This window comes from Saccharopolyspora ipomoeae (assembly GCF_029952525.1).
Taxonomy (GTDB): Bacteria; Actinomycetota; Actinomycetes; order Mycobacteriales; family Pseudonocardiaceae; genus Saccharopolyspora; species Saccharopolyspora ipomoeae.
On sequence record NZ_JASAOF010000021.1, the window covers coordinates 15,985 to 31,883 of the forward strand.

The following is a 15,899-nucleotide window of genomic DNA, read 5'->3' on the forward strand; positions in this document are numbered from 1 at the left end:
TGCGTGACCGGGTTCCACGTACCCCTTGAACCGCTGAACCGTCGTGGCGGCCGTCGCCCGAGGCCCTGCATCCGTCGGTTGGGTGCGTACGGGCAGTCCTGTCTCTCACGTTGCTCGACTTCGCGGAGTCTGGCCCGGGAGCTGTCCGGTGTGTCTGAAGTGTGCGCTGGCCCGCGCCACGAGCGAGGGCTGATATCTCATTGTCACGCTCAGGCGACCGCTTCGTCGGCGTCGGGGGATGGGCCTGGTTCGCGGAGGGGGAGCGCGTCGAAGGCGGCGGGTGGTTCCTGCCACGGTGACGTGGGGTCACCGGAGCTGGCGTCCTGGATCGCACGCCACACCCGCTGCGGGGAAGCGGGCAGGTCGATGTGCCGGACACCGAGGTGCTTGAGCGCGTCCACCACGGCGTTCTGCACCGCAGGTGTCGATCCGACGGTTGCGGACTCGCCAATGCCCTTGGCACCGAGTGGATTACGCGGAGTCGGTGTCTCGGTGTTGTGCGCCTCGAGTGGTGGTAGGTCGGCTGCGGACGGCATCGCGTAGTCAGCGAGGGTGCCGGTCATGAGGTTGCCATCCTCGTCGAACGAGACCTGCTCCCACAACGCCTGCGCGATGCCCTGGGCCACGCCGCCGTGCTGCTGCCCGCGCACGATCAGCGGGTTGAGCACGCGGCCGCAGTCATCGACGGCGATGTGCCGCAAAGGTCGTACGACTCCCGTTTCAGAGTCGACCTCGACCACGGACACGTGTGCTCCGAACGGGAACGTCGCGCCACCAGAGGTGAAGTCGGTGTCGGCTGCCAAGGGATTGCCATCCTCAGCGGCTTGATTGGCGATCTCGGCCCAGCTCAGGCCCGTCGTCGGCGCGCCGACCACGCCGAGCCGGCCGTCTTCGGTCAGCTCGATGTCGTCAACCGCGGCCTCCAGCCGGTCGGCGACGAGCTCCTTCGCCCTGTTCAGCACCTGCTCCGCGGCCTGCCCTACCGCGTTGCCGCCGAGCTGCAATGACCGCGAGCCACCGGTTCCGCCGCCTCGCGGCACCTGTGCCGTATCGGATTGGACGAACTCGACGGACTCCATGGGGATGCCGAGACGGTCAGCGACGATCATGGCGAACGACGTCGCGTGTCCCTGGCCGTGACTGGAAGTACCGATCTTGATCGTCGCACCGCCGTCGGGGCGGATCTCCACCGAGCCCCACTCACCGGCGGCCCCGCCGCCGGTGATCTCCACGTACGTGGCAGTGCCGATTCCGAGCAATGCGGTCTCGCCCGCCTCGATCCGTCGTGCCTGCTCGGCGCGCAGCTCATCGTAGCCGGCCAGTTCCAGAGCTTTCCGCAGCGGCAGGTCGTAATCGCCGGTGTCGTAGCTGGCCCCGGTCGCGGTGGTGTGCGGGAACTGCTCAGGGTGCAAGAAGTTCCGCCGGCGAAGTTCGACCGGGTCGATGTCCAGCTCGGCGGCGGCCAGGTCCATCAACCGCTCCAGCATCGCGGTAGCTTCCGGACGGCCTGCTCCGCGGAACGCACCGACGGGTGTGGTGTTGGTCAGCGCGGCGATCCCGGCGAAGCTGAGTTTGGGGATGTCGTACACGCCCTGCGCCATGATGCGCGTCGGCCCGAGCGCGAGGGCGCCGCCGAAGCCCGCGTACGCCCCCGCGTCGCCGATCACCCGGCACCGGAGCCCGACGATCGCGCCGTCGCGGTTCAGTCCGAGTTCGGCGTACTGCACCTGAGCCCGGCCGTGCGGTGCTGCCTGCATGTTCTCGGAGCGTGTCTCCGTCCACTTCACCGGCCGTTTCAGTCGTCGGGCCGCTTCGATCACCACCGCGTGCTCTGCACGCAGTTCCACCTTGCCGCCGAAGCCCCCGCCGACGTGCGGGGCGACGATCCGGACCTGCTCGAGATCCCAGCCGAACATCTGGGACACGGCGGCTTGGAGGCCGTGTGGCATCTGGGTGGAGACGTGGATGGTGGCCGAGTGGTCGCCACCCGGTACTACCGCGATCGCGTTGCCCTCCATCGGCACGACCGCGAGCCGCTGGTTCTCGAGCCGGGCGCGGACGACGACGTCGGCCCCGGCCAGGACGTCCTCGTCGTCCCGGTTGCCGCCCGCGATGTTCGAGCCGAGTTCGGGGAACTGGAGTTCGGCGTCGGGGTCGAGCGCGGCCTCGGGGTCGACCGTGACCGGCAGGGGGTCGTATTCGACGTCGACCAGTTCCATCGCATCAGCGGCGGCCGATGCTGATTCGGCCACGATCACGGCGACCGGCTCGCCCATGAAGCGCACCCTGGTCGTGGCGAGGGGAAGACGCGCGCATCGCGGGTCGAGCTCGATGTAGGGCTTCAGCGTGGGCAGGTCCAGGTCCTGTCCTGTGAACAACGCGACCACGCCAGGAGCTGCCGCGGCCTCGGTCGTGTCGATCCGTTCTATCGAGGCGTGCGCGAACGGGGAGCGCACGAACGCGGCGTGGAGCACGCCGTCGATCTTGAGGTTGTCGACGAAAGTGCCGCGCCCACGCAGGAGTTCCGGATCTTCGACCCGGCGCACTTCGGTTCCGATCAGCGACCCTGCCATGGGAGAACATTACTATATATTGTGTGTAATGTGCCACTTTCGTTGGTGTGAGGAGCGGGTGAGCAGGGGCGGGTGCGTCCTTCAGTCGGTGCGCATCCGGGCAACCTGGAGTTGGTGAAGGCGGCGGGGCATCGGTGATTCGGCCGATGCCCCGCGAGCCCATTCAGTCGGTCGCAGACCTGGCGGTGTGCGACTGGCCTGGTCAACCTGCCATGTAGCCGCCGTCGACGACGAACGGGCTGCCAGTGGCGTAGGACGAGCGATCGGAGAGCAGCCAGCACACCATCTCGGCGATGTCCTCGGGCTGGCCGAGCGACCCGGAGGGAATGCGCGACATGATGGTCGCCCCGCTCCTGCTCATCGCGTCCTTCATCAGGTCGGTGTCGGTGTAGCCGGGACACACCGCGTTGACGCGCACGGTCGGCGCGTACTCGATCGCCGCCGTCTTCGTCAGCCCGATGACGCCGTGCTTGGAGGCTGCGTAGCCCGCGGTGGTCTTGAAGCCGGAGAGTCCAGCGAGCGACGCGGTGTTCACGATCGCACCGCCGCCCTGCGCGACCATCTGCTTGAGCTCGGCGCGCATGCATCGCCAGACCCCTTTGAGGTTGACCGCAAGGATCTGGTCGAACGCTTCTTCGTCCCAGTCGGCGACGAGTTTGCCGCCCTGCCCGATCTGTCCTCCGCTGACGCCCGCGTTGTTGAACGCGCCGTCGAGGCGTCCGAAGTTGTCGACGACGGCGGCGAACATCGCATCGACGGCAGCCCTGTCAGTGAGGTCCGCTGGCGCTGCGAAGGCTTCCCTGCCCGCATCGCGCACTAACTGCGCCGTCTTGTCCACTGCTTCCGCGGACACGTCGGTCGCCGCGACCAGCGCGCCTTCCTTGGCTGCTAGCAGGCATGTCGCACGTCCGATCCCGCCTCCGGCGCCGGTGACGAGAACAACTTTGCCCTCCAGCAATCTTGACATCTCACTCTTCTTTCTCTGTGCAGTATTGGGGCTGCTGAAGCAATCAAGCGTGGATGACTGGTCTCAGCAGTGGACAGTTCCCAGCCTGGTTGGAAGCTCGGCGTTGTGTCTGTCCGGTGTTGTTGGTGTTGAGCAGTTCGGCCGAAGCGCCTTCGGGCACGCGCTGGGGTTTGGATGGGCCTTCGCACTCCCGACTCGGTAGGGGTCAACCGAGTCGGGACGGGGCCCAATCGCGGGTGGGGGAGCGCCATGCCGGCCAGTGGTCCTCGGGCTCAGGGCGAGTCACCGCGAGGTGGGTGAAGCAGTCCTGGCACTTCACGACCATCCGCGGGCCCTGGTAGTTCGCCACCGGGTAGCGGGCGACGTTCGTTCCGTCGCAGGACGGGCAGGTGGCCTCCACCGGCGTTCGTTCGACGGAGACCCGCGGGGTCTCCGGACGGGGGAAGAGGAGTCGGTCGAGTGACATCGGGTTTCTCCTTCTCAGCGGGTCCAGTTCAGCGGGGCGGCGATGGGCACCGACCAGCGTCCCTGCTCGCGGAGTGTGGTGAGCTCCGCGCGACGCTCGGCCGTCGCATCACGATCAATGCGTCCATCGGTCAGCACGGCGCCGAACGCACGGGACGCGAACTCCTCGCTGTAGAGCCCGTTGCGCACGTCCTCTTCCAGGTGGTCGAGGTCGCGCAGCAGCGGATCGCCCCACCCGCCGCCTCCGCCGATGATGAACCGGAACGCGTCCCCGGCCTTGAGGACGATTCCGGAGATCTTGCCGGTGTTGTAGCGCGCTCCGTTGCAGAACGAGCCGTCGTTGGGGTCAGGCCAGCCGTCGTCGTCGAACATGCCGAACAGGGGTTCGAGCCCGCGCAGGTCGAGCGGGTCAGAGTGCTTGTCCAGGTTGAAGTCGGGGATGTACCAGCCGAATGCCGGCGCGCCCGCACCCGCTCCGGCAGCCCCCGGCGCACCGGTGCGCACGCGGTCGCAGGTGACGGTGACCATCGTGTCCGACTGGGCGGTCAACGTGTAGACGGATCCCAGGCCGCCCCGGTACTGGCCGGCACCGGCGGTGTCCAGGACCATCTCGTGCTGGGCGATGATTAGCGGGCTTTCGATTTCCACGTGCTCCTGCACTGAGGTGCGGCAGTTGCCGATGGGCGTCACGCAGAAGGAGACGCCGTCTTCCTTCCACGTGCCGCCCCAACCGCCGCCGGTGAGTGCGAACGCGCCCCACGGCATGCCCTCGTGGCCGGGCCGTGTGTCGACGCCACCGAGGCTGATGACCAGCGCTGTACCCGTGTCGCAGGCGATCGACCGGTCCCCGACAGCTTCGCTCAGGGCGCTGGCGACGGCGTTGATGCACCGCGGGCCGATGTCGGCGTGGTTGGAGCAGCTGGACGGCGGCAGCACGCACACGACGCTGCCTTGGGGGAGGATGGTTTCGATCGGGCGCAGCGTGCCGCTGTTGACCGGGGTGCTCGGGTCGACCATCATCTTCACCGCTTCGATGCACCGCACAGCCTCGCACCAGGCCGTACCGCAGTTGCCGAGCGGTTGGCGACCCGAGCCGGAGAAGTCGATCTCCATGCTGTCGCCCCGGACCTTCACGGTGACCCGCACGGGGATCGGTTCGTCGGTGACGCCGTCGTCGTCGAGGAAGTCCTCGACCGTGTAGTCACCGTCGGGGACGGCGGCGATGCCGCGGCGCATGCTCTGCTCGGTGGCCTCGATCGCATACTGCCCGGCGGCTTTGACCTTCTCGAGGCCGCCGCGGGCGATGAGAGCCTGCAGCTGGCGCTCACCCACCACCAGGCAGCCGTAGAGCGCTCGGAGGTCGCCGAGGACCAGCTGCGGGACCCGGTTGTTCTCCAGCAGGAAGTTGAACAGCGGCCGGACCGGGACGTCGTTGGCGTACAGCAACGTCGGCGGGAGCTTGAGCTGCTCCTCGAAGGCCGTTTGCGTGCCGTTGGCGAACCCGCCGGGAATCGGGCCGCCGAGGTCGACCAGGTGCGAGGTCGAGTGCAGGATGAACTCGACGCGGCCGTCTACGAAGACGGGGCGGAGCAGGTTGACGTCGGACTGGTGGATCGTGCCGCGCCAGGGATCGTTGACGAAGATGACGTCGCCGGGTTGCATCGAATCGACGTCGATATCGTCCATGGCGAAGTTGACGATGTGCGGGGAGGTGAAGGCGTGCTGCATGCAGCCCTCCCACTGAGCCACGGTTTCCCAGCCGTCGCCGCTGCGGACGTGGATCGCGGTCGTGCAGTCGAGGATGTCGCGGCACACCGGCGAGAACGCACTGCGCATCAGCGCATCGTTCATCTCACGGGCGACCTCGATCAGGCCGTAGCGGAGAATGTCGAGCTCGAACTCTGCTGGAGCGGCGGTGTTTTCAGCTTGGATGGTCATGGTGGTAGCTCCTCAGCGGTCGCTCTCGATGATCAACAGGCCGTGTTCGTCCACGTGGGCGCGTCGGCCGGGCAGCACCAAGGTCGTGGCGAACTTCTCCGCGACCAGGGCTGGACCGATTACGGTTTCGTCGTCGTTGAGCCGTTCGCGGACGTACACCGGGACGCTGAGGCTTTCTCCTGATCCCGGCACGCGAACCTGCCGGTAGCCGAGCAGAGACTCACCTGGTTCCGGTTCCCCGGCGGTAACCTTGTGGGGGCGCGGAATAACGGCCGTGACTTCGACGGTGGAGATCACCACGGGGATCTCGTGCGCGGAGAACCCGTAGGAATCCTGGTAGAAGGCGTGAAAATCAGAGATGGTCTCGCTGACGGATTCCGCGGTGATTCGGCCGCTCGGAATGGGTAGGCGGTTGTCCCAGGTTTGCCCCCGGTACATCGCGAACACCGCGCGGTCGAACGTCAACCCCTCGATGTCGACGCCCTGCGACTTCAGGTCGTCGGTGAGCTTGCGCTCCAGGGTGGCGAAACCCGCCTCGATCTCGTCGGCGTTGTCCGGCAGGAGAGGGATCATCAGCGAGTGCGCGCTCGTCGCGCGCAGGTCGCTCTGGAGCAGTCCCAGTGCCGAGAACTGTCCGGGAGTGCCGGGTACCACGACGCTGTCGAGGCCGAGGATCTGGCCGACCCGGTCCGCCAGCATCGGCCCTGCCGAGCCGAAGGGCAGAAGTCCGAACTCGCGGACGTCGAGTCCGCGGTAGACGGAGATCGTGCGGATCTTGGCGGCGATGTCTTCGCAGGCGACCTGATAGGCGGCCGCAGCGAGTTCGTCGGCGGACATGTGCCACCGCTTGCCCGCTGCAGCGAGTGCGGCGCGCGCGGCGTCGACGTCGGGGCGGATCTTGCCGTTGGCGAACAGATCGGGCTGCAGGATGCCGAGAACCAGGCAGGCATCGGTCAGGGTCGGCTCCGTGCCGCCTCGTCCGTAGCAGACGGGGCCGGGGTTGGACCCGGCGGAGCGCGGCCCGACGGAGATCTGGCCCAGGGTGTTCGGCGCGATGATGCTTCCGGCGCCCGAACCGACGCTTTCCACGTCGACCAGCGGCAGCGTGAGTGTCAGACCCGTTTCGAGGGTCCACAAGTCCGTCAGCGGGGTTTGGGATCCGACGATAGCCGCAACGTCCGTGCTGGTGCCTCCCACGTCCATGGTCAGCAGGTCGGTGCGACCCGACTCGCGCGCCAGCTGGATGGTGCCGGTGACGCCACCGACCGGGCCCGAAACGAGCTGGAAGACCGGCGCTTTTCCAGCGGCCTCGTAGGTCGCTACACCGCCGTTCATCATCATGATCCACAGGGTGCCGCCGAAGCCCTGCGCGGTCAGGGCCGCCGAGAGCCGCTGCAGGTAACCGACCACTGCTGGTCCCACGTAGGCGTCGAGTGCGACCGTCGTCGTCCGCTCGTGCTCCTTGGAGACCGGGTAGAGCTGCGAGGTCTGGATGTAGGCGTCGGGGAGCTCCTCGGCGAGAATCTCGACCGCCCGCCGTTCGTGGTCGGCGTTGCGGTAGGAGTTCATGAAGCAGACTCCCACGGACTCGACGCCCCGGCTGGCGAGATCCTTGCCAGCCGCCCGAACCGCGTCTTCGGACAGATCCAGTCGCACCGAGCCGTCGTAGAGGACCCGTTCCGGGATGCCGATGCGGTTCTGCCGCTGAATGACCGGGCGCTCCTGGTGCGGGCGCAGCCAGGTGGGGTCGTAGAAGCGGTTGCCGAACTCGCGGTGCATCCGGCCCACGTCGAGCAGGTCTCGGTGACCCTGGGTGGCGAGCAACCCGGTCTTCGCACCGGCGCGGCTGAGCAGCGCGTTGATGCCGACGGTGTGTCCGTGCACGATCTCCGCAACTTCCGGGACGGTCACGTCGATCGCGGAAAGTGCCTGCAGTACACCTACTTCCTGCTCTTTGGTTGACAGCACCTTGCCGTCGCGGATCTCGCCGGTCGCCCGGTTGAGCCCGATGATGTCGGTGAACGTTCCGCCGACGTCGATGCCGACCATCCAGTCGACGGAGCCTCGTTGCTCAGTCACCTCACGCCTCCGCGGTCATCATGTTGTGCGCTGCTGACGCGACTGCGTCAGGAGCGGGTTTGGGATTGCAGGGGTCGCCGCAGGGGCGACGAGCCCGGTGTGGATGCCGCCACCGGGGCCGAACGCGCCGATCGGTGGTGGTGTGTTGCACGTCATTCTGTGAGGGCGATCCGGGAGAGGCGTCCTCAAAAGGTCCGAGATCTCGTCCGACCTTCGGACAGGTTCGCGCTACGCCGTCAACCTCTGCCGTCGCCATGCGCATCACAGGACGTTTCGTTGAAGGAGGAGGTATCACACAACCAGTTGGTCACCCGGCCTGTCGAACTTCTCGAGGAATTGCACGCCAGCGGATCAGCTGGCGGGAAGCATCGCCACGAGTGGTTCGGGTGAGTGCGAAGCAGCGCACCGCGGGGAAACGTGCGGCATGGGAGATTGAGGGATCCTGATCGTCCGAGGTCAGCGCGCCGCTGCGCCTCGACGTAGCCAGCGCGAGATCGCTTCGGCGCGACTGGAGGCGTCGAGCTTGCGCAGGAGGTGGGTGACGTGGGATTTCACGGTGCTCTCCGAGACCAGCAGACGCCGGGCGATGTGCCTGTTGGAGTGGCCCGCGGCCAGCAGCTCCATGACTTCGACCTCGCGGGCTGTCAGCGGTGGAATTTCTCCGAGCGGCACAGCCGGTGCCGCCTCCGCGGGGAACATCGGTGGTCGAGTCGCGAGCTGGTCGACGTTCTCACGGAGTGCGTTCAGTCCCTCAACCATGCTGAGTCGTCCAAGCGAGTGGCTGAGCCCTTCGGCCATCAGCGACAGCAGCGTCAAGTCGGTCTCGTCGACGTCGCGGCGCTGGTGGTAGCAGTCGCCATGGAGGAGGCCGACGACCTTGCCGTGCACGGTGAGCGGTGCGATGCCGTAGGACGCGGACCTGGTGACCTGGATCAGATTCCGGTCGACCCGGTGGCTGTTCTGCGCGTCGAAGATCAGGCACGGCTTGGCGCGGTCGGCGACGTCGGCCTCGATGATCCCGCCGTCAAGCTGTGGTGGTCTAGCCTTCCCAGCCGCTACGATCTCGTCGGCCCACCGCGGCTCGCGGACGACGCACATCGTGTGCAGCTTCCAGACCGAGTTCTCGATCTGGGATACCAGGACCCGATCGAAGCCGAGCCGGCAGCCCGCTTCGGGGACCCGGCTCAGGAAGTCATGGACGGTTCGCGCCTCGCGGACCGAGGCCAACGCGTCCGCGACTAGACGCAGGTCAGTCCGTCCCCGGCGGATCCGGGCCTCGGCGACCTCGGATTCAATGCCCCGGATCCGTCCCAGGAGTTCGAGCAGTTCCAGCTGCCGCGCCGGTGACGTCGTGCTTTCTTGAGCGCAGTGCAGCGTCTCGCCGAGTACGGCGCTCCAGAGCCGTGCCAGTACTGACTGCACCGCACGCACCGGCAGCGTGCTGGCATCGGGCTGAGGGATGTCGATGTCTAGTGCAGCCTTCACGTCGGAGCAGAGCTCGTGGAATGCCCGGGCCGATGCTGCAGCCATGCCAGGCTCGCGACCGAGCAACGGGCCGTCGGCCGCCCCGCCACGGGGCAGCGAGACGGTCTGTTCGAGCTCCATCATCCACCTCGACATCCCCGACGTGCGGAATCGGCGAGCTCGCGCTGGGCACGGCACTGAGCCCGCAGGAGATTATCCATAATATGCAGCTCCTGCGACTGGGGACAACCACTCATCCGTGTCGACGAACCACTCGTGCCTGCACTGATGCGGTCAACCCCCGGCCCGAACGGGTCGGATGGGCAACGTCTGCTGGGCGCGGTGTCCGGCGTCGCTGGGCATTGACCGGAGATTACGCATGAAATATTTTACTTTGGGTCGTTCGGTGGTGCCCTCATCGCGAGATCGCGGCGTTCGGCCGCGTCGGTAGGCGCTGCAGCACCCGAAGGCCGTGCGCATTGATGGTGTAGCCGATGTTCGGCACCTCCACTCCGTTCAGGACGGCTCCTTGCGAGTTCGTCCCTTGCTGATCTGACTCGGATTCCATCCGTTTCGCTTGAAAGGAGCGAACATGGCTGCGATTGCGGCGGCGACAGAGGCCGCGTGCTACATCGATGGCAAGTGGCAAACGGGGGAGGGTGCGGAGATCCGCTCCGTCGACCCGTCGACCGAGAGGGAGATCGCGGTCTCGCCGTCTGCCAGCCCGGCACAGGTCGCCGCTGCCACTGCAGCGGCGCGACGCGCGTTCGACGGCGGCGAGTGGAGCCGGCTCGGCGCGCGCGAGCGCAGCGACTTGTTGCACCGGCTCGCGGACCTGATGGAACGCGATCGGGAAGAACTCGTGCGCCTCACGGCCATCGAGGTGGGTTCGCCGCTCAGCGGTGCGGAGCTCCACGTGGATGGGCCGATCAAGGTCCTGCGGTGGTACGCGGAAACGGCGCGGCGTGGCCCTAGGGACGGGTGGGAACAGCACTTGCCGTTGCACTACGACCCCATCACGTCGAGCAGCATGCTGCTGCGCGAGCCAGCTGGTGTGGTCGCGGCGATCACCGCCTACAACGTGCCGCTCGTGCTGGCCGCGTGGAAGTTGGGGCCGGCGTTCGCTGCCGGCTGCCCGGCAGTCCTGGTGCCGTCACCGAAGGCCGTGTTGTGCACGACCGCCTTCGTGAAGCTCGTGGAGGAGGCCGGGTTCCCGCCGGGTGCGGTCAACCTGGTGTTCGGGCCGCCGGCCGTCACCGAACAGGTGGTCGGCGCGGCCGAAGTGGACATGGTGAGCTTCACCGGCTCAGCCACCGTCGGCAGCAAGATCCTGACACTTGCCGCGCCGTCGCTGAAGAAGGTCGTCCTCGAGCTCGGCGGCAAGTCTCCGAACATCCTGCTGCCCGGGACGAACGTGGAGGCCACCATCAAGCCATCGGTGCTGCGCTTCTGTCGCAACGCCGGACAGGCCTGCGGGGCGACCACGCGGACGCTAGTACCCGAGGCGGATTTCGACGAGTTCGTCGAAAAGGCCGCTTCGTTCATGAGTGGCCTCGTCGTCGGTGATCCGCACAATCCGCACACTATGGTGGGGCCGCTGATCACCGGTGAGCATCACCGCAACGTTTCGGGGTATCTGGCGCGCGCCGTCGAGCAGGGCGCGAATGTGGCGACCGGTGGCGGACGCCCGGCCGGCCTCGACGAGGGCTTCTTCCTCGAACCCACCTTGCTCACCGACGTCGACAACACCGACGAGATCGCCCAGGAGGAGCTGTTCGCCCCCGTTGGCGTGGTTCTCCCGTACCGCGAGGTCGATGATGCGATCCGGATCGCCAACGATTCCAAGTACGGGCTCAACGCCAATGTGTGGGGGCCTACAGCGGAGGCGATCGCCGTCGCGCGCCGCATTCGTTCCGGCACCGTCACGATCAACGGTGGCGGCGGTAGACGGGATGACGCCCCGTGGGGCGGGCCCGGCCACAGCGGTATCGGGCGAGAAAGCGGCGAGGAGGGATTCCGCGAGTTCTTCGAGGTGAAGCACGTGCAGTGGCCGCTCTGATCGAGCGCCGAGCCTCGAGCGACGGACCTGAAGCCGTTGAGCGGGGACGAGCGGAGTCGCCACTCGTCCCCGCTGGTCGCGGCTCCGCTGTCAGGACCCAGAGCTACCGCTTCGTCTCGCGGCCGCATGTCGCATGCCCGTCGAGGACCTCGGTGGCGAGGAAATCGAAGAGGTGCGTGGCGAAGATGTCGTTGTCGTCGCCGGCGATCATGTGTCCGGCGGCGACTTCGACAGCCCGTGCGTTTGGGATGAGTTCCAGCAGCTCCGCCACGGCTTCCGGTGTCACGATGTTGGACCTGTTGCCCCGCACGAGCAGGGTCGGCGCGGTGACGTTGCGCGCGGCCGCGTTCAGCCTGCCCGTGGCGTCGTCGAGATCGGTCTCCGCGTATCGCAGGAATTCCGGATCCCAGTGCCAGTACCAGCGTCCGTCGGTGTGCAAGCGGACGTTCTTCTTGAGACCCTCGAGGTTGCGCGGTCGCGAGCGACGGGGGTTGTATGCGTTCACCGCCTCGGCGACATCTTCCAGAGAGGCGAACCCGTTGGGAGCGCTGGCCATGAAGTCCCGGACCATCGAGCGTCCCGATTCTTCGGTTCGGGCCGCGATGTCGACCAGCACGAGACCCGAAATCGAGTCCGGATGATCGCCCGCGAGGGCAAGCGAGGCACGTCCCCCCAGCGATGCGCCGATCAGCACAGGCGGCTGATCGCAGGCCCGCGCGATGCGGTGGATGTCTCCGACGAAGTGGTCGAGCGTGTAGGCGCCGTCCGGGGAACGGTCGCTGTCACCGTGCCCTCGGGCGTCCACCGCGATCGCGGTCCATCCCCTATCGGCGAGGACCTGTGCCGTGCGCGCCCACGAGTGTCGCGTCTGGCCGCCGCCGTGGAGCAGCAGCACCGTTCCGAGTGGGCTTCCCGGGTTCGGATCCCACCGGTCGGCTGCGAGCTCGATGCCGTCCAGCCCGCGGAACTCCACGCGGGTACGGCCGCCGTCTGCTTCAACCACAGCGTCTCCTCCTGCTATTTCTTCATGCGCGTTTTTTGCGGGCGACACCTGCCGACCTGGCGCACGTTGAATTTGTCCGATATGGAGCGACCTTTTTCGTAGGCCTGGCGGTGAGAGATCGATGCGCAGCGTCTCGGCTAGGCGAGGTGGCACGCGTTGAGCATCCCCTAGCACGCTGTAGTATAATATATTATCTTCACGGGGTTGCACGTTCGCTGATCAAAGGAGATCTTCCGATGCGCACCCGTGGAGCCATCATTCGGCAGGCGCCGGGCAAGCTGGAGGTCGTGGACCTGGAAGTTGAGGATCCCCGTCCGGACGAGGTCCAGGTCAAGCTCGTCGCCTCCGGTCTCTGCCACTCCGACGACCACCACGTTAAGGGAGACATCCCGGTCGGCATGTTCCCCTTCGCCCTCGGCCACGAGGGCGCTGGCGTCGTCACGAAGGCCTTCCCGAACAGCAAGGGAATCGAGGAGGGCGACCACGTCGTCCTGACTGCGATTCCGGCGTGCGGGCATTGCCGCTGGTGTGCCACAGGCATGCAGAGCCTGTGCGATCTGGCCGCAGGCATCCTGGCTGGGCCTCGCTTCACCGACGGCACGTTCCGCCTGCGCACCGAGGACGGAACTCAGGTCGGGCAGATGTGCGGCCTCTCCACCTTCGTGGAGACGACGACGGTGTCCTTGGGGTCTGTGGTGAAGATCGACGACGACATCCCGTTGGACAAGGCCTGCCTGGTCGGCTGCGGGGTGAGCACGGGCTGGGGTTCGGCGGTCAACTCCGCGCAGGTCCAGGCGGGCGACACGATTATCGTGATGGGCATCGGCGGCATCGGTGTGAACGCCATCCAGGGCGCCAAGCACGCCGGTGCGGAGAACATCATTGCTGTGGACCCGGTGGAGTTCAAGCGGCAGAGTGCTGGCGTGTTCGGTGCGACGCACGCAGTCGCGTCGATGGAAGAAGCAACGGAGCTAGCCAAGCAGTTCACCAACGGTCAGGGCGCTGACTCGACGATCATCACCGTCGGGGTCGCCCAGCCCGCGTACGTGGCCCAGGGGCTCGCCTCGATTCGCAAGGCCGGTACCTGCGTGGTGACCTCGGTGGGCAACCAGGCAGAAATCGGTGCGCCGATCTCGATGTTCGAACTGACTCTGCACCAGAAGCGCTTGCAGGGCTCGCTCTTCGGCGCCACGAATGGCAACTGGGACATCAAGCGGTTGCTGAACCTCTACCGCGACGGTCTGCTGAAACTGGATGAGCTGGTCACTCGCAGCTACACCCTTGACGAGGTGAACCAGGGTTATCAGGACATGCACGACGGGAAGAACATCCGCGGCATCATCCGGTACGAGTGAGACGAACCGCCGAACAGCGGGCCCGGTGCGTCGAAGCTGGCGTGCGGGCCCGCTGTTCGTGTCCGGTTTCCGCTGGAGGCGGTGTCGCCTACTTCCTCGACAGCGAACAGGTCTGCCTGGTCACCATTACGTCGATCTTGACTGCTCGCAACCATTCGCGGTGGTAATTGCGGCGCCGTTCATCTTGCCTCGGTTTGCGTGATGAGCTTGTGCCCGTCATCGCTGGCCGGATGGTTGCAGGTTCAGTCGAGGGAGCGTGAGCCGGTCGAGCAGGCCGGTTGGCCGCTACGGGTGTGGCGGCCAACCGCGTCATCCTGGAACGGCAACGCGTCACGGAACGCTGATCTCCTGCGTTGCGCGAGCGAGCGGTCCGCCGTTGCAGGTGGTGACCTGGCCGGTGTGGATCAGCTTGAGCGAGCAGCCTTCGTCATCGGTGACCGTCACGGTGACGGTCCGCATCCCGGGCTGGTCGAAGGTGTGCGTGATTTCGGGTGTCGTCGTGGTGGCAGAGGTTCCGTCGCCGAAGTCCCAGTCGTAACGGGTAATCGTGCCGTCGGAGTCGGTTGCGCCCGCGGCGGAGAAGGCGTGCGTCGGGCCCTCCGCACCGACGATGCGCAGTGCCGCCGCCGGCCCCTGGTTGGGAGTGATCTCGCTGGATGGTCCGTCGGAGAACAGCACGCCCGAGTTTGCGGGAGGTTGCCCGGTGGGGGTAGGAGTTCCGTCGGGTGCGATCGCGTAGCTGTGCACCTTCGAGGTCACGTTAGGTGTGAGGGCTTCGATGACGAACGCTCGACGGGCGTCAGGGCTGAGCACGATTCGCCCGGGAATGGCGCCTCCGCCGGGGCCTGGGTGAGGCGAGCCGGCGAGGGGAGTCAGTGCGCCGTCGTCGCCGATCTGGAATCCGTGGATGTTGCCGTCCGGAGACGCGTCGGGTACGTAGAGGCGGCGTCCGTCGGGGGTGATGGCGGTGCCGTGCGGTGTCCCGCCGGTGGGGTAGCGGCCGCCCGGCGTCGGAGTCAGCGTGCCGTCCCGAGCGATTGCGTACCCCGACAGATCGCCGGTGCCTTCGTTGCTCACGTACAGGAAGCGGCCGTCGGGTGTGATGCCGGGCAGTGCCGGTCGGGAGCCCGTGGGAACAGGCTGGCCGACCTGGACGAGGCCGGCATCGGACGCGATCGCGAAAGACGTCACGACGTCGTTCAGGAAGTCGGATACGAACAGATGTCTTCCGTCCGGTGTGATCGCGGGGAGGCTCAGCGTGCTCTGCCCGGGGGCCTGCGTGGCACCGGCGGGCGTCAGAGCACCCGATGACGCGATCGAGAACGAGCGGACTTCACCGCCGATCGTGGCGAACATGTGTGCCCCGTCCGGAGCCATCGCCAGGCCGGCCACAGGTGAGCCGACGACGATCTGGGCACCGTCGATCGGGGTGAGGGCGCCGTCGCTGCCGATGTGGTAACCGGTGATCGCCCCGGCCATGCTGGCGACGTACACCGCCCGCGCATCGGGTGTGATCACCAACGACAGCCCGGTACCGGTGAGGAACGGCGATCCGGGCACGTTCGACGTCGTGCCCTCACGATCGACGGCGAGCACGCCGACGTTCGCCGAACCCATGCCGCCGACGAGGAGGTACCGCGTCGGCGGGACGTGTTCCCGGGGTGAGGAGGCCAGGCTTTCCGTTGCGGGGGCCAGTCCTCCGGTTGTCATCAACGCGAGTGCTGTCGACACGCATATCGCCGTACGTCGCGAGCGGTGGAGCACATTTCCATCCATACGCCGAACCCTTTCGATCTCCTGAGCCACGCGGCTCAACGCTGAAGTCGGTTTCTTGCGCGTTGAAAACGGTAGGGAGCGCATGGGAGCTGGAGTGTCCAAGAATCTGGACAACCGCGATCTCGTCGCGCTGCCGCAGGTTCAAGCCGTCGGGTGTGCTGCCTTCCACCGATCTAGGGACGCAGACTTGTCGGTCACGAGGCGGTGACTGTCCTGGGAC

10 protein-coding genes are annotated in these 15,899 nt (G+C 66.9%); 2 read left to right on the top strand and 8 right to left on the bottom strand.

Annotated elements, in window-relative coordinates; all coding sequences use genetic code 11:
* Window positions 1–209 precede the first annotated feature (209 nt).
* The 6 genes from QFW96_RS24295 to QFW96_RS24320 all read right to left on the bottom strand — a co-directional run bounded on the left by QFW96_RS24295 (window position 210) and on the right by QFW96_RS24320 (window position 9,630).
* On the bottom strand, window positions 210–2,573 hold the full coding sequence (locus tag QFW96_RS24295; protein WP_281458035.1) for a xanthine dehydrogenase family protein molybdopterin-binding subunit: 2,364 nt from the start codon (window positions 2,571–2,573) through the stop codon (window positions 210–212).
* Between the two features lie 202 nt (window positions 2,574–2,775).
* Complete coding sequence (locus tag QFW96_RS24300) at window positions 2,776–3,540, bottom strand: SDR family NAD(P)-dependent oxidoreductase (protein ID WP_281458036.1); 765 nt, start codon at window positions 3,538–3,540, stop codon at window positions 2,776–2,778.
* A 205-nt stretch (window positions 3,541–3,745) separates the two neighbouring features.
* Complete coding sequence (locus tag QFW96_RS24305; RefSeq protein WP_281458037.1) at window positions 3,746–4,006, bottom strand: hypothetical protein; 261 nt, start codon at window positions 4,004–4,006, stop codon at window positions 3,746–3,748.
* A gap of 14 nt (window positions 4,007–4,020) precedes the next feature.
* Window positions 4,021–5,943, bottom strand: coding sequence for a hydantoinase B/oxoprolinase family protein (locus tag QFW96_RS24310; RefSeq protein WP_281458038.1), 1,923 nt, complete (start codon window positions 5,941–5,943; stop codon window positions 4,021–4,023).
* 12 nt (window positions 5,944–5,955) lie between these two features.
* On the bottom strand, window positions 5,956–7,992 hold the full coding sequence (locus QFW96_RS24315) for a hydantoinase/oxoprolinase family protein (protein WP_281458039.1): 2,037 nt from the start codon (window positions 7,990–7,992) through the stop codon (window positions 5,956–5,958).
* A gap of 486 nt (window positions 7,993–8,478) precedes the next feature.
* Complete coding sequence (locus tag QFW96_RS24320; RefSeq protein ID WP_281458040.1) at window positions 8,479–9,630, bottom strand: LuxR C-terminal-related transcriptional regulator; 1,152 nt, start codon at window positions 9,628–9,630, stop codon at window positions 8,479–8,481.
* Between the two features lie 448 nt (window positions 9,631–10,078).
* Between QFW96_RS24320 and QFW96_RS24325 the strand changes: the two genes are divergently transcribed.
* A complete protein-coding gene (locus tag QFW96_RS24325) occupies window positions 10,079–11,545 on the top strand; it encodes an aldehyde dehydrogenase family protein (protein WP_281458041.1) in 1,467 nt (488 codons plus the stop codon).
* Between the two features lie 103 nt (window positions 11,546–11,648).
* On the opposite strand, the gene QFW96_RS24330 is transcribed toward QFW96_RS24325, so the two are convergent.
* The gene (locus tag QFW96_RS24330) at window positions 11,649–12,548 is read right to left on the bottom strand and encodes an alpha/beta fold hydrolase (RefSeq protein ID WP_281458042.1); all 900 of its coding nucleotides are present in this window, start codon (window positions 12,546–12,548) and stop codon (window positions 11,649–11,651) included.
* 236 nt (window positions 12,549–12,784) lie between these two features.
* Between QFW96_RS24330 and QFW96_RS24335 the strand changes: the two genes are divergently transcribed.
* Window positions 12,785–13,903, top strand: a complete 1,119-nt coding sequence (locus QFW96_RS24335) for an NDMA-dependent alcohol dehydrogenase (RefSeq protein WP_281458043.1) — start codon at window positions 12,785–12,787, stop codon at window positions 13,901–13,903.
* Window positions 13,904–14,233: 330 nt separating this feature from the next.
* Here the strand turns inward: QFW96_RS24335 and QFW96_RS24340 are convergent, their stop codons facing one another.
* Window positions 14,234–15,634 carry a PKD domain-containing protein gene (locus QFW96_RS24340; protein ID WP_281458044.1) on the bottom strand — a complete coding sequence of 467 codons (1,401 nt, stop codon included), beginning with the start codon at window positions 15,632–15,634 and terminating at the stop codon, window positions 14,234–14,236.
* Between the last annotated feature and the right edge of the window lie 265 nt (window positions 15,635–15,899).

Bases quoted from the DNA above. Each gene is read 5' to 3' on its own strand.
- QFW96_RS24320 (WP_281458040.1), bottom strand. From the start codon at position 9,630: ATGATGGAGCTCGAACAGACCGTCTCGCTGCCCCGTGGCGGGGCGGCC.
- QFW96_RS24325 (WP_281458041.1), top strand. From the start codon at position 10,079: ATGGCTGCGATTGCGGCGGCGACAGAGGCCGCGTGCTACATCGATGGC.
- QFW96_RS24295 (WP_281458035.1), bottom strand. From the start codon at position 2,573: ATGGCAGGGTCGCTGATCGGAACCGAAGTGCGCCGGGTCGAAGATCCG.
- QFW96_RS24310 (WP_281458038.1), bottom strand. From the start codon at position 5,943: ATGACCATCCAAGCTGAAAACACCGCCGCTCCAGCAGAGTTCGAGCTC.
- QFW96_RS24315 (WP_281458039.1), bottom strand. From the start codon at position 7,992: ATGGTCGGCATCGACGTCGGCGGAACGTTCACCGACATCATCGGGCTC.
- QFW96_RS24305 (WP_281458037.1), bottom strand. From the start codon at position 4,006: ATGTCACTCGACCGACTCCTCTTCCCCCGTCCGGAGACCCCGCGGGTC.
- QFW96_RS24300 (WP_281458036.1), bottom strand. From the start codon at position 3,540: ATGTCAAGATTGCTGGAGGGCAAAGTTGTTCTCGTCACCGGCGCCGGA.
- QFW96_RS24335 (WP_281458043.1), top strand. From the start codon at position 12,785: ATGCGCACCCGTGGAGCCATCATTCGGCAGGCGCCGGGCAAGCTGGAG.